The sequence below is a fragment of the Blautia sp. Marseille-P3087 genome (assembly GCF_900120195.1).
Classification (GTDB): Bacteria; Bacillota; Clostridia; order Lachnospirales; family Lachnospiraceae; genus Blautia_A.
Map to the genome: position 1 here is coordinate 2,867,636 of NZ_LT635539.1, position 14,693 is coordinate 2,882,328.

10 protein-coding genes are annotated in these 14,693 nt (G+C 43.5%); 8 read left to right on the forward strand and 2 right to left on the reverse strand.

The genetic code is table 11. The features are described 5' to 3' along the window. Positions 1-18: 18 nt before the first annotated feature. Positions 19-2,463 (forward strand): glycosyltransferase family 2 protein, encoded by a 2,445-nt coding sequence (locus BQ7344_RS13685; RefSeq protein WP_072522986.1) that lies wholly within the window; start codon positions 19-21, stop codon positions 2,461-2,463. Between the two features lie 11 nt (positions 2,464-2,474). Beyond that, on the forward strand, positions 2,475-3,323 hold the full coding sequence (gene rfbD, locus BQ7344_RS13690) for a dTDP-4-dehydrorhamnose reductase (RefSeq protein WP_072522987.1): 849 nt from the start codon (positions 2,475-2,477) through the stop codon (positions 3,321-3,323). 83 nt (positions 3,324-3,406) lie between these two features. Here the strand turns inward: rfbD and BQ7344_RS13695 are convergent, their stop codons facing one another. Both BQ7344_RS13695 and BQ7344_RS13700 read right to left on the reverse strand, forming a co-directional pair. Continuing rightward, complete coding sequence (locus tag BQ7344_RS13695; protein ID WP_072522988.1) at positions 3,407-4,660, reverse strand: D-alanyl-D-alanine carboxypeptidase family protein; 1,254 nt, start codon at positions 4,658-4,660, stop codon at positions 3,407-3,409. Between the two features lie 130 nt (positions 4,661-4,790). After that, positions 4,791-5,837 carry an acyltransferase family protein gene (locus BQ7344_RS13700; protein ID WP_072522989.1) on the reverse strand — a complete coding sequence of 349 codons (1,047 nt, stop codon included), beginning with the start codon at positions 5,835-5,837 and terminating at the stop codon, positions 4,791-4,793. A 177-nt stretch (positions 5,838-6,014) separates the two neighbouring features. Here BQ7344_RS13700 and BQ7344_RS13705 point away from each other — a divergent pair, with 177 nt between their 5' ends. From BQ7344_RS13705 to BQ7344_RS13730, 6 genes are all read left to right on the forward strand, one after another. After that, positions 6,015-7,886: a glycosyltransferase family 2 protein gene (locus tag BQ7344_RS13705; protein ID WP_072522990.1), complete on the forward strand. Its 1,872-nt coding sequence runs from the start codon at positions 6,015-6,017 to the stop codon at positions 7,884-7,886. Between the two features lies 1 nt (position 7,887). Continuing rightward, positions 7,888-8,841: a glycosyltransferase family 2 protein gene (locus tag BQ7344_RS13710; protein WP_072522991.1), complete on the forward strand. Its 954-nt coding sequence runs from the start codon at positions 7,888-7,890 to the stop codon at positions 8,839-8,841. A 154-nt stretch (positions 8,842-8,995) separates the two neighbouring features. Beyond that, positions 8,996-10,399 (forward strand): undecaprenyl-phosphate glucose phosphotransferase, encoded by a 1,404-nt coding sequence (locus BQ7344_RS13715; RefSeq protein WP_072522992.1) that lies wholly within the window; start codon positions 8,996-8,998, stop codon positions 10,397-10,399. Between the two features lie 18 nt (positions 10,400-10,417). Continuing rightward, positions 10,418-11,983, forward strand: coding sequence for an LCP family glycopolymer transferase (locus BQ7344_RS13720; RefSeq protein WP_072522993.1), 1,566 nt, complete (start codon positions 10,418-10,420; stop codon positions 11,981-11,983). Between the two features lie 135 nt (positions 11,984-12,118). After that, a complete protein-coding gene (locus BQ7344_RS13725; RefSeq protein WP_072522994.1) occupies positions 12,119-13,039 on the forward strand; it encodes a glycosyltransferase family 2 protein in 921 nt (306 codons plus the stop codon). Between the two features lie 103 nt (positions 13,040-13,142). Next, positions 13,143-14,645: a S1C family serine protease gene (locus BQ7344_RS13730; protein WP_072522995.1), complete on the forward strand. Its 1,503-nt coding sequence runs from the start codon at positions 13,143-13,145 to the stop codon at positions 14,643-14,645. Positions 14,646-14,693: the final 48 nt, after the last annotated feature.

Consider the following 14,693-nt stretch of genomic DNA (forward strand, 5'->3'; position numbering starts at 1 on the left):
CGAGGTTGGATATAGATTATGTCGAGAGAGATATTTGAGGTAACAAAGGATCGGTTCCATTTACAGGATCCATGCTGTTATATCCTGCAGGGAACATGGCCGAAAGAAGCAAAGATGCGTGCCATGCTGGATGGTTCCGAAATAAAATCCGAGATTCAGCGTCTGGAAGTAGTCAGTGCACTGGAACGTTTTAAAGATCCGGATTTGATGAGGGGCGAGCGTATTACGGCAGCGGTGCAGCTTCCGGAGTCACTGGAAGGATATCAGAAGCTGAGCGTTTATGCAGATATGCCGGACAAAACATTCTGCTGGTTTTCCATTACAGTAAAAAATCTGGAAAAACGCAGAGGCAAACCGCAGTTTTATATCGAAGAAGAAAAAATCCAGCAGGGATTTTTGCGTATCCGTGGGTGGGCCGTGGCAGATCAGCCGGTGCGAATTCAGATTTTCGACGAAAACAAAGAAAAGATTCAGGCAGAGATTCTTCGTACAGAACGTGTTGATGTGGAACAGATGTATGAAGAAATGAAGCACGAGGACAAGACCGGATTTTTTGCAGAGATCACCAATCTTACCGGAAAGGTTGTCTACGTAGTATTTTATGCAGGGGAGACGAAGTCTGTACATGTGGTACATTTACAGCCGGCAGTCATCCTTCGCAAAAAAATAGAAAAATATGCGCAGAAGGGTATGCGTTACTGGAAATCCCAGGGAAGTGCAGCACTGGCAGGCAAAGTTGTATCCAAAATCAGGACGGCTTCAACAAGAGAGATACCATATCAGAAATGGATTGTACGCCACCTTCCGAGTGCAAAAGAACTGGAACACCAGAGAAGAGAAAAATTCGAATACCAGCCAAAGATCAGCATTGTGATTCCGCTGTACAAAACACCGGAGAAATATCTTCGTCAGCTGGTAGAGACCGTGAAGGCACAGACTTATCCGAACTGGGAACTCTGTCTTTCTGATGGAAGCGGGGAGAACTCACCGATTGCAGAACTTTTGAAGTCTCTTGCTGCATCGGATGAGAGAATTCGTGTGATTTCCCATAAGGAACCTCTTCAGATTTCCGAAAATACCAATGCAGGAATAGAGATTGCGACAGGTGATTTCATTGCATTCGCAGATCATGACGATGAATTGACTCCACATGCGCTCTTTGAGTGTGTGAAGGCTTTAAATAATAACAGAGCAATCCGTCTTCTTTATTCTGATGAGGATAAAATGTCGATGGACGGACATAAGTTTTTCCAGCCGCATTTCAAGCCGGACTATAATCCGGATCTGCTCTGTACGGTAAACTATATCTGTCACCTGTTTGTGGTGGACAGAAAAATCATTGATCAGGTAGGTATGCTCTGCAAAGAATATGATGGGGCACAGGATTATGACTTCATTTTCCGCTGCATCGAAGCGGTGAAACCGGAGGAAATCTATCATGTACCGAAAATTCTCTATCATTGGAGATGTCATGAGGATTCCACCGCTGAAAATCCGGAAAGCAAGACGTATGCATTTGAAGCCGGAAAACGTGCGATCGAGGCGCATTATCAGAGAACAGGAATTGATGCAGAAGTTCATCAGGGTGAATTCCTTGGACTGTACCGTACGAAATTCCACAGAGATCATGATCCGCTTGTTTCAATCATCATTCCGAATAAGGATCATATCGACGATCTGAAACGCTGCATGAATTCTATTGAACAGAAATCTACGTACCGGAATTATGAATTTATCATTGTCGAAAACAACAGTACCGAAGATTCTACATTCCAGTATTATAAGGAGATCGAAGCACAGAATCCGAAGGTTCATGTCGTTTACTGGGATAAAGAATTTAATTATTCCGCAATCAACAATTACGGTGCAACATTTGCGAAGGGGGAATACATCCTTCTTCTGAATAATGATACGGAGATCATCAACGAAGACTGTCTCGAAGAATTACTGGGTTACTGTATGCGAAGTGATGTCGGAGCAGTTGGAGCGCGTATGTACTATGAAGATGATACGATCCAGCATGCCGGTGTTGTGATCGGTTTTGGTGGAATTGCAGGACACTGTTTTGTACTGCAGCCGCGAGGAACGACCGGATACTGTCACAGAATCATCTGCGCACAGGATTACAGTGCGGTGACGGCAGCCTGCATGATGGTAAAACGTTCTGCTTTTGAGGAAGTCGGCGGACTTACCGAGGAACTGGCAGTTGCATTTAATGATATTGATTTCTGTATGAAGCTGCGGACTGCCGGGTATCTGATTGTATACAATCCATATGCAGAGCTGTATCATTACGAGTCCAAATCCAGAGGTCTGGAAGACACTCCGGAAAAGGTGGCACGGTTTAATAAAGAAATTCAGGTGTTTGAAAGACGATGGCCGGATATCATGCGTGACGGAGATCCGTATTATAATCCGAACCTGACATTAAAGAGTCAGGACTTTTCGTTAAAACGCATATAGGAGGAATGAAAATGAAAGTACTGGTTACAGGTGTAAAAGGCCAGCTTGGCTATGACGTTATGAACGAACTTGCAAAAAGAGGCTACGAAGGTGTCGGTGTGGATGTTGAGGAGATGGATATCACAGACAGTGTAGCCGTTGAACAGGTGATGACAGAGGTACATCCGGATAAGGTTGTACACTGTGCGGCATGGACAGCAGTAGATGCAGCTGAGGATAATCAGGAGGTTTGCCACAAGGTAAATGTGGATGGAACAGCCAATATCGCAAAAATGTGTGGAAAACTTGATATTCCGATGGTTTATATCAGCACCGATTATGTATTTGACGGACAGGGAACCCGCCCGTGGGAGCCGGATGATCCGGTTGTAGAGCCATTGAATGTCTATGGACATTCGAAATATGAAGGCGAAGTTGCAGTTGAAAAATATGCACCGCATTATTATATTGTCCGTATCGCATGGGTATTTGGTCTGAACGGAAAGAATTTCATCAAGACCATGCTGAACCTCGGAAAGACTCATGACACACTGACCGTTGTCGATGATCAGATCGGAACACCGACCTACACATATGACCTTGCAAGACTTCTGGTTGATATGCTGGAAAAAGAAGAATATGGAAAATATCATGCAACAAATGAAGGTGGATATATTTCCTGGTGTGATTTTGCAAAAGAAATCTTCCGTCAGGCAGGAATGGATGTAAATGTCATTCCGGTAAGTTCTGCAGAGTATCCTGCAAAAGCAAAACGTCCTTCCAACAGCCGCATGGAAAAGAAAAAACTGGAAGAACATGGATTTACCCGTCTTCCGGACTGGAAAGATGCATTGGGACGTTATCTTAAAGAGATTATGTAAAAGAAAAGCAGCTGCCATAACAGACAGCTGCTTTTCTTATATATTGTAGAGTGTGTTTATAGATCTGACTGATAATATTCAAATCAGGACTTTGCAACTTTAATGATGCGAAGGAGAATCAGGAGAAGAAGCAGGATTCCAACACCGCCAATGATAAAGTATGGAAGATTGTTACGACCTTCAGTATAATTCTTGGCTGCATCAATATTCTGTACACTTGCATCGACAAGAGAAGTATCTTCTTCCTGGGTGGCTACCATGACAGATGTTCCGACAGCTGTTCCGCCAAAGAGATACTGGCGGCTGTACTGTCCGTCCTGAACTTCGCCGTCCTGGGTAGTCAGAGCATCGGCAGTGGTGCCGACTGGTACATATACATCCCCACCGGATAACATATTGAAATCATTATCCCCGAGGGAAAGCATATTGAAATTATCAAATCCGTAATTTAAAAGGCTGGCTGCCTCGGTGGCGGTGGTTCCGGATGTTCCCTGAAGGACAACTGCAATCAGGGTGATACCGTTTTTCTGTGCACTGCAGACAAGTGTACTTCCGGAGGCTTCGGTGTATCCTTCTCGTCCGCCGGTACAATACTGATAATAAGCAGCATTTGTGTTGGTCAGCATGGAAAAGTTGTTGGTCAGGACTCGTTCTCCGCCGGAAACATTGGTTGCCGGAATTGTATAAGAGGTAGTACCTGCAATTGTCTGGAATGACTCATTGTCAGCAGCAGCTTTCATGATCAGCGCCATATCGTGTGCTGTCGTATGCTGGTTCTCATCCGGAAGACCGGTTGGATTCGTAAATACAGTGTTGGTACAGCCAAGCTCTGCTGCACGGGCATTCATCATTTGAACGAAACCATCGACAGAACCACCGATATGCTCGGCGAGCTGAAGGGCAACATCGTTTGCAGATGCGAGCATGATCGCATACAGACACTGCTCTACGGTAAACACTTCATCAATCTGCGCGGAGATATTGGCACCTCCGTCTGTGACACCGGATACACCGGTTGCAGTCATGGTGACCTGATCGGAAAGCTGTGTGTTTTCCAGTGCAAGTAGTGTGGTCATAACCTTGACAGTGGCTCCCGGGTAAAGAATCTGATCCATGTTTTTTGCATAGAGTGTTGTGTTGGTGCTGTCTTCCATGATGACGGCAGCAGTGGATGTGATATCCGGTCCCTGTGGCCATCCGGCTATATCGTTTGTCGAAATCGCGGAAACGGATGCTGCATCTGCTGTTTCTTCGGCGGCCAGAACAGGTGTCTGAAGGAACAGGGAACAGCAAAGTCCGAGCGCGATCAGACCTGAATGTATCTTTTTAAATTTCATAAATCTGTACTCCCATTTCATATGTGTTTAAACTGATCTTATTGAATTTTGGTAAGTGATTCTCGAAATCTATCATATCCCATTTCGGGTGGTAATTCAAGCAAAACAGCCGAGCTTTTTGTGGCTGGGGTTATTTTACGTTACTGTTCACAGATCTGCGTGACAGAAAAGCAATGCATCTGCCCGAAAGCCATTTCAGAATGAAAGCAAAAAATGCGATAAACACAAGTTCAGCAGCAAAAAGAATGCTGACAGACCAGGAACCACGCAGATATGGTATGGAAGCCGGTGTAAGTACATATATGACAATGTGGTGTACGAGAAAAATCTCATAGGAATAATTGCTTAATAAATCCAGTAATTTCAGATTCTTTTTCTGAAGGAGCGGTTCAAGGTATGAGAAGGAAATACAAAAAGCAACAGCAAGGATTTCCACCTTTAATTCGTAATGTATCCCCAGCCTGAACGGGGAAACAAAGAAAAATATAACCAGAGGAACGGAAAGAAACGCCCACTGAGGTCTGAATGTATGCTTTGTATAGCCAAGCAGCATACCTAAGATAAAATCATATCCCTTGATCAGCAGATTCACATGCACCGGAGTACTGAATGGATAATAAAACAGCAAAAGCAGATAAATACAGGTGGAACCGACAAAAAAGAGACGGGAGTTCTTTTTCATCAGGAAACGGAGCAGGGGGAAAAGTAAATATAACAGCAGCAGAGCACCGAGGAACCACTCGCCGATGCCAAGGGAAAACGTATGAATTCCGTGCTGACTGATCCATTCATCCATGCCGAAGAATGTAAAAATGATTTTCCATGCGGATGTTTCCGGCGGGAAAAAGGATGTAAAAGAACCGGTCGTTATCACTTTATATATAAAATAGGAAATATAGGTTATATAAAATGGAATCAGGACTCTTATAAATCTTTTTTTATAGAAACGTCGAATATCAAAATTCTCTGCCGTACTGTATGCGAGGCCGGCACCGGATAAAATAAAAAATACGGCAACACCCAGCATGGCGATGTTCATATTATCATTTTCATAAAAGGGAAGGATTTTATCTAATGGAAATAATTTGGAAAAGTAAAGCTGTGATATCATATGATAAAAAATAATGAAGCAAAATGAAATACATCTTAACAGATCAAAGTATCGAATTCTTTTCATAAAGAGCCTCCTCTCAGAGAAATGATAATAGAAAAGTGATGGCAGCGCAAGCGAAATTGACTCCACCCTTGCAAAAAACAGGTCGGAATGATAAAATAAATCCTATTATAAGAGAAATAAGCTGTTTTACTCTGGAATAAGCAGGGTGAAAGCAGCGTCAGAGGATACAGACAGATTATGAGCAAAAACAAAGAAGTGACAGGACATATCCAGTGGGCACGAATGCTGAAAAAGCTTAATCCGTACACGATCCGTAAGGGATTGCGTTATTTCAAACATTATGGTCCGAAGGAATTCTGGGTACGTCTTCATGAACGCTTTGAACCGGAAGAAGTACCGTATGGTCCGTGGTATGAGGCCTATATTCCGGATGATACAGAACTGGAAAAACAGAGAAAACACAAGTTTTCCTACAGCCCGCTGATCAGCGTGGCTGTTCCGGCATTTCGTACACCGGAAGTTTTTTTGCGCCAGATGATTGATTCGCTGCTGGCACAGACATACAGTAACTGGGAACTCTGCATTGCGAACGGAAGTCCGGAAGATAAGAAAATGCAGGCTGTTTTGGACGAATATGCGAATAAGGACAGCAGAATCCGTGTAAAAATACTGGATCAGAATCTGGGAATTGCAGGAAATACAAATGCAGCACTTGAGATGATACAGGGAGAGTATGCAGGAATTCTTGATCATGATGACCTGCTTGCTCCAAATACTCTTTATGAGATTGCACGTTATCTGGAAAATAATCCGGATGCAGATGGAGTCTATACAGATGAAGACAAGGTAACTACCGAACTGGATGAGCATTTTCAACCCCATCTGAAACCGGATTTTAACCTTGACCTTCTGCGTTCCAATAACTATATCTGCCACTTTTTTGTTGTAAGACAGTCGATAATACGTAAAGTTGGAGGATTCCGGCAGGAGTTTGACGGAGCACAGGATCATGATTTTATTTTCCGCTGCGTAGAAGAAGCTGGAAAGATCGGACATGTGCCAGAGATTTTGTATCACTGGAGAACGCACAAAGCATCGACAGCAGATAACCCTGCCAGCAAAATGTATGCGTTCGAAGCAGGACGACGCGCTATCGAGGCACATCTTGAGAGAACGGGGCAGAAGGGAATTGTCACACATACACCGGACCTCGGATTTTTCCGTGTGCAGTATCCGGTGCAGGGTAACCCGATGGTGACCATTATCATCCCAAACAAAGATGAGAAGGAATCGCTGGAAGCATGTCTTCGTTCCATCAGAGAAAAGACAGCATATGAGAATTACGAGATACTTATTATAGAGAATAACAGTGTATCAGAGGAAATTTTTGCGTATTATAAAGAAATAGAGAAAGATCCGAAGATCCGTGTGCTTCGCTGGGAGAAAGAATTTAACTATGCAGCGATCAACAATTTCGGAGTGAAGCATGCAAAAGGTGATTATCTGCTGTTTCTGAACAACGATGTTACGGTGATCACACCGGACTGGATAGAAGAGATGCTCGGTATGTGCCAGAGAGAAGAAGTGGGAGCAGTCGGTGTGAAGCTTCTTTATCCGGATAATACGATCCAGCATGCAGGATGTGTGATCGGAATCGGTGGAATTGCTGGACATATGTTTGTTGATATGCCGGCGAACCGTACCGGTTACCTTCATAAGGCATCGATCATTCAGGACATGAGTGCGGTAACAGCGGCATGTATGATGATGAAACGTACTGCTTTTGAGGAAGCAGGCGGTTTTACAGAGAAGCTTGCAGTAGCTTTTAATGATGTTGATCTCTGTCTGAAGGTGAGAAAATCCGGCAGACTGATCGTGTATGATCCATACGTACAGCTTTATCATATGGAATCAAAGACAAGAGGTGCGGAAGACAGTGAGGCGAAGGTGCGACGTTTTCAGGAAGAAATCGAGTATATGAGAGAACACTGGATTGACATTCTGAAAAACGGTGATCCGTATTACAATAAGAATCTTTCGCTGACAAAGTGGAATTATTCACTTCGTCCTCTGAAGGGAATGGACAGTAAGGGTAAGGATAGGAGATAATATGGAAGTATCGGTGGTCATACCGAATTTTAATGGAATTGCGTTTCTGGACAGCGTGCTTGCAAGTCTGGAAGGGCAGACACTGAACAATTTTGAAGTTATACTGGTAGATAATGGATCTACAGACGGAAGCTGTTCTTTCGTGACAGCCAACTATCCGTGGGTACATCTGATCGAACTGTCGGAGAATTTCGGCTTCTGTGGAGCAGTCAATGCAGGGATACGTGCGGCAAAAGCACCGTATGTGCTGCTTTTAAATAATGATACAGAAGTAAAAGAGGATTTTGTAGAGGAAATGCTTGCTGCAATCAGACGGCATAAGAATGCATTCTCATGTGGTGCACGGATGGTGCAGTACCATGATCGCGACAAACTGGATGATGTCGGCAATTATTACTGTGCACTGGGATGGTCTTTTGCCCGCGGCAGAGGGAAAGATATCCATGCATATGAGACAGAAGACAGGATTTTTTCCGCATGTGCCGGTGCAGCAATCTACCGCAAAAAAATTCTCGAGAAGATAGGTTACTTTGATGAGGAGCATTTTGCATATCTGGAGGATACGGATATCGGCTATCGTGCAAGAATTTACGGTTACGAAAACTGGTATGCGCCGAAAGCAATTGTTTATCATGTCGGCAGTGGAACAAGTGGTTCACGCTATAATCAGTTTAAGACAAGATATTCATCCAGAAACAATATTTATCTGATCTATAAGAACATGCCACTTTTACAGATCATCTTAAATCTTCCGTTTCTTGTGGCCGGGTTTCTTGTGAAATTCCTGTTTTTCGCGGTAAAAGGAATGGGAAAAGAATATGCGGCAGGCATCAAAAACGGATTTTCAATCAGCATGAAAAATAAAAAAGTTCCGTTTCGCATGAAACATCTGCCAAATTACTGCAAGATTCAGCTGGAACTGTGGATTAATATCGTACGCAGATTTCGGGCATAATGCTGATATTACAGGACTTTATGGAATTTTAATACAATATACAGAAGATATTGTTGATTTTAGAGAGTAACTAGTATAAGATAAACGTGGCTGTCCGGGAAAATTTTTCGGACAGAAATGTGAAAAACAAAGAATTGGATTGAGGTGGGAGAGTGTGATTCAGGACAATCAGAAGAACTTCACCCGGCTGCAGATGTTGATTGATGCAATCGTCATTGCGGTATGTTATGTACTTGCGTGGATGATTCGTTTCATCGGTCCTTTTGCTTATTCCGCAGTCCGTGCACTTGCTTTTGAACAGTATATGTTTGCCCTGGTATTTATCATTCCGGGCTATTTATTGCTGTATCAGGCTTTCACTCTGTATGAGCCACTGCATATGCAGGGACGCAGGCTTGTTCTTGCAAATATCATCAAGGCAAATGTGCTTGGACTTCTGTTAGTCGTATTTAGTCTTTATATGATGGGTGAGTCGGACTTCTCCAGACTGACCGTTTATATTTTCTGCGTGATCAATATTTTCGCAGAATGGATTGTACGTCTGTTCATTTTTTCGATACTGCGCAATATGCGACGTAAAGGACTGAACCAGAAACAGATGATACTGGTGGGGTACAGCCGCGCGGCTGAAGAATATATCGACAGGATACAGCAGAATCCGCAATGGGGATATGTTGTAAGAGGTATTCTGGATGACAATGTTCCGGCAGGAACAATCTATAATGGAATCAAAGTCATCGGCCGTATTGCGAATCTGTCAGTGATCTTACCGGCGAATCGTCTGGATGAGATTGCAATCACGCTTGGACTGAGTGAATATTACCGTCTGGAAGAAATCGTTGCAATGTGTGAGAAATCAGGCGTTCATACGAAGTTTATTCCGGATTACAATAAAATTATTCCGACAAAACCATATACTGAAGATATTCTGGGGCTTCCGGTAATCAATATCCGTTATGTTCCGCTGAGTAATACCTTTAATTCTATGGTGAAACGTGCAATGGATATCGTAGGCTCGATCATGGCAATCATCGTTTCGTCACCGGTTATGCTTGTGATGTGCATTCTGATCAAACTGACTTCTCCGGGACCTCTGATATACAGGCAGGAGCGGGTAGGACTTCATAATAAAACTTTCTGGATGTATAAGTTCCGCTCCATGGAAGTACAGCCGGAAGCCGAAGAAAAGAAGGCGTGGACAGTCAAAAACGATCCGCGTGTAACAGGAATAGGTAAATTTATGCGCCGGACAAGTATAGATGAGCTTCCTCAGCTTTTTAACATTCTGCGGGGCGATATGAGTCTGGTGGGACCACGTCCCGAGAGGCCTTTCTTTGTCGAAAAATTCCGGGAAGAGATTCCAAGATACATGGTCAAACATCAGGTCCGCCCGGGACTGACCGGATGGGCGCAGGTGAATGGCTACCGTGGTGATACATCAATCAAAAAACGAATCGACTGTGACCTTTACTATATAGAGAACTGGTCGATCGGTTTTGATATAAAGATACTGTTTCTTACAATCTTTAAAGGATTTGTAAACAAAAACGCATACTAAAAAGTAAGGGGAGAAAAGATGGCAAGACCAAAAAAGAGATCCAAAACCAAAAAGATACTTTTTGCAGTAGAAATCATAGTGCTTCTTGTGTTTATCGGAGGTCTGTATGTATATGGACAGCTTATGTCCCGAATGGACAAGACAAATACACAGAAACTTGATACTGAGAAGATTCAGGTCAATGAAGAAGTACAGGACGCAATTAATTCCGAAGATTCACATCTGACCGGTTATACGACCTATGCTTTGTTCGGAATTGATTCCCGAAGTGCAAATATGAAGTTTTCCGGTAACCAGAACAGCGATACCATGATTATTGCGAGTGTCAACAATGATACAAAAGAGGTAAGGCTTGTATCTATTTACCGTGATACACTTCTGAACCTTGGTGATGATACCTATTCCAAAGCAAATGCAGCATATGCATATGGTGGTCCGGAACAGGCAATCACCATGCTGAATACCAACCTCGACCTGAATATTACAGATTATGCAACTGTTAAATTCGATGCACTTGCAACGATCATTGATGATCTGGGCGGTTTGGATATGGATATGTCCTATGCAGAGATCGTGCATATGAACAACTACTGTGTAGAGACAGCCGAAGATACAGGACTCAGCTACACACCAATCGAACTTCCGGAAAAGCCGGAAGATCAGGAAAAGATTCAGTACCACTATCATCTGAACGGTGTACAGGCAACATCTTATTGCCGTATCCGTTACACAGCAAGTCTTGATATGGGACGTACAGAACGTCAGCGTAAAGTTATTCAGATGATCGTTTATAAAGCAAAACATGCCGGATTGAGTAAAATCTTTAATATTATGGACGATGTCTTCCCGATGGTAACAACATCTCTGGGCAAAGAGGATATCCTTCAGCTTCTTCCGACACTGATCGGTTACAGTATAGATGAGACGGCCGGTTTCCCGTCATCCTATAAGTTCTCAAATGTAAAGGGAAGTATTATCGTACCGACAGACCTTGTATCAAACGTACAGGAACTGCACAAATTCCTCTATGGAGATGCAAACTATACACCATCTGCAACAGTAACTGCCAACAGTGAAAAGATTCTTGAGATCGTCGGTGGTGCAGGTAATCTGGATGATGTACAGAAAAACATCGGTGAAGAGAACACAGAAAATGATAGCGTTATATTCGAAAACGACGGTTCCGGATGGACAGACACAAGCGGCAGTGGCGAGCAGTACGATCCTGACAACAGTGGAGATAATACCGGTGGGGATAATAATTATGTGCCGGATGATACTACCGGCGGCGATACGACTGGTGGAGATACTACTGGCGGTGATTATGTGCCGGATGACACAACCGGAGGAGATACGTCCGGAGGAGATACGTCCGGAGGAGATACGTCCGGAGGAGATATGTCTGGAGGAGATACGTCCGGAGGAGATACGTCTGGAGGAGATATGTCTGGAGGAGATACGTCCGGTGGTGATATCGGCGGCGGAGAAGATGTCGGCGGTGGTGACATTGATGCCGGTGGAGATGCAAGTGATGCTGTAGAAGCTTATGATCAGAGTGCATCTGCCGGAGCGGATGCTGCATAAGTGCAGTAACATATAACAATATAAGATAAAGATCAGAAGGGAATTTCTTGTTGAAGAAGTTCCCTTCTTCTGTTACCATACATCCATAAGGATATAATAAATATCAGGTATGTGAAATGCCGATAAGGAGATACTATGGAAAACAAAACAGTGGATGTGATCATTCCGGCCTATCATCCGGGAAAGGAATTTGCCACACTTATCAAAAGACTGGAAAAACAGTCTGTTCCGATCCACAGGATCATTGTAATGAATACAGAGGAATCCATGTGGAATAAAGAATGGGAAAAATTATCTGATGTAATGGAAATTCATCATCTTGCAAAATCGGAGTTTGACCATGGTGGTACGAGAGCGCAGGCAGCGGAACTTTCAGATGCGGATGTGATGATATTTATGACACAGGATGCCATGCCGGCGGACCGGGAGCTGCTTGCAGAGCTTCTGAAAGCACTTGAGCAGGACGAAAATATTGCAGCAGCTTATGCAAGACAGCTTCCGAATGCGGAGTGCAGCTTTGTGGAGCGGTATACAAGAGCATTTAATTATCCGGACAGATCCGTAGTTAAGACAAAAAAAGATATGGACCAATACGGAATTAAAACTTTTTTCTGTTCCAACGTCTGTGCCGCATACAAAAAAGATATTTATCAGAAACAGGGGGGCTTTGTACGCCGTACTATTTTTAATGAGGATATGATCTATGCGGGAGGACTGATCCAGGCTGGATATGGAATTGCCTATGCAGCAGAAGCAAAAGTAATACATTCTCATAATTATAATTGTATGCAGCAGTTCCACAGGAATTTTGATCTCGGTGTGTCACAGGCGGAGCATCCTGAAATATTCGAAGGAGTACCGTCCGAAGGGGAAGGCATGCGCCTTGTTAAAAAAACACTTTCCCATCTCGTTCGGTCAGGAAAAATATGGTTGATACCGGGCTTTGTTATGCAGTGCGCAGGTAAGTATGCAGGATATCTGGCAGGAAAAAACTTCCGTAGACTGCCGAAAAAATTTGTTTTGTGGTGTACGATGAGTCCGAATTACTGGAAATGAGCGGAAACACGCTTTTTTAAAGGAGTTGTCACACTTTCAACACAATTGACTGATACACTGTTTTCATGATAAGAAATAAGAAGAAAACAGAAAGGAGCACAGCATGAACGACGAAGAAAAATGGAATTCGGGAAATGCTCCGCAGAATGATAGAGATACTGAACGGTTCGGGGAACCGCCGAGATATGAACATTACAATATGCATCAGATATATGTGAATGAAACAGGGCATGAACCGGAGAGAAAGAAACGTAAAAAGAAAAGCAGAGGTAAGAAACTGGCTTCAACAATTTCCCTTGCGGTAGTTTTTGGACTGGTTGCAGGAGTTGTGTTTCAGGGCGTGAATTTTTTAGCAGACCGCTATGTGTTTACAACGACAGATGAGACAGAACCACAGATAGAGACAGCAGGGCTTGCCGTGAGTGCATCATCAGATGATGCAGCTCCAGATAGTGCAGATGCTTCCAAAGACAGCACTGCTGATGCGGAACAGAGTACTCAGGCTCAGACAGGAAGCGTTTCCGATGTGGCGAAAGCAGCAATGCCGACCGTTGTTGCAATTACATCTGTCAGTATACAGGAGATTCCGAATTATTTCCGTGCATTTGGATTTGGATATGGAAGTACACAGCAGTATTCCAGCGAAGGCAGTGGTTCTGGTATCATTGTAGGCGAAAATGATGATGAACTTCTGATTGCAACAAATAATCACGTTGTAGACGGTGCGACGACACTCAGTGTATGTTTTGCCGGAAGTGATGTAGTCAATGCAGAGGCAGAGACTGTGGACATGTCCTCAGAGAGTGATGGCGATGTCAATGTGGAGGATGCTGTCAGTGCGAAGATAAAAGGTACAGATGAAAAAAATGATCTGGCGGTAGTTGCCGTACAGAAATCAGACATTCCGGAGGATACATTATCACAGATCAAGATTGCGCAGCTTGGGGATTCTGATTCAGTGGAAGTCGGAGAACAGGTTGTTGCGATCGGTAACGCACTTGGATATGGACAGTCTGTAACATCCGGATGGATCAGTGCTTTAAACAGAAGTATTTCGACAAGTGACGGTACGACAAGTGATGGACTGATCCAGACAGATACAGCGATCAACCCGGGCAACAGTGGAGGTGCACTTCTTAATATGCAGGGAGAAGTGATTGGTATCAATTCTGCGAAGTATGCCGACAGTGCGGTGGAAGGTATGGGTTATGCGATTCCAATCTCTAAAGCACAGCCGATACTGGAAGACCTTATGAACCGTCAGACAAGGGATAAAGTAGAGGATGATTCAAAGGCAGCATATCTTGGAATTACTTCTGCAGATCTTTCAATGGAAGCAATCCAGATGTATGATATGCCTGAAGGTGCCTTTGTGATCCGTGTCGATAAAGATTCTGCAGCAGACGAGGCTGGTATTCAGAAGGGCGATATTATTGTAAGCTTTGACGGACAGACAGTAAGTGGCAGAGAAGATCTGGAAAATAAACTGGCTTATTATGAAGCCGGTGAATCAGTGGATGTTATTGTTTCCAGAGCGGATAACGGAGAATATGTACAGAAAACAATTTACGTGACACTTGGAAACCGTTCAGATTACACAGGCTGATCGAATTTATAAAAACTTTAGTTTACAGTGTGATAGGTTATGTTATAA

Coding starts and splice junctions, on each gene's coding strand:
- BQ7344_RS13700 (WP_072522989.1), bottom strand. CDS start 5,837: ATGAAAAGAATTCGATACTTTGATCTGTTAAGATGTATTTCATTTTGC.
- BQ7344_RS13685 (WP_072522986.1), top strand. CDS start 19: ATGTCGAGAGAGATATTTGAGGTAACAAAGGATCGGTTCCATTTACAG.
- BQ7344_RS13720 (WP_072522993.1), top strand. CDS start 10,418: ATGGCAAGACCAAAAAAGAGATCCAAAACCAAAAAGATACTTTTTGCA.
- BQ7344_RS13705 (WP_072522990.1), top strand. CDS start 6,015: ATGAGCAAAAACAAAGAAGTGACAGGACATATCCAGTGGGCACGAATG.
- BQ7344_RS13695 (WP_072522988.1), bottom strand. CDS start 4,660: ATGAAATTTAAAAAGATACATTCAGGTCTGATCGCGCTCGGACTTTGC.
- BQ7344_RS13710 (WP_072522991.1), top strand. CDS start 7,888: ATGGAAGTATCGGTGGTCATACCGAATTTTAATGGAATTGCGTTTCTG.
- BQ7344_RS13725 (WP_072522994.1), top strand. CDS start 12,119: ATGGAAAACAAAACAGTGGATGTGATCATTCCGGCCTATCATCCGGGA.
- rfbD (WP_072522987.1), top strand. CDS start 2,475: ATGAAAGTACTGGTTACAGGTGTAAAAGGCCAGCTTGGCTATGACGTT.
- BQ7344_RS13730 (WP_072522995.1), top strand. CDS start 13,143: ATGAACGACGAAGAAAAATGGAATTCGGGAAATGCTCCGCAGAATGAT.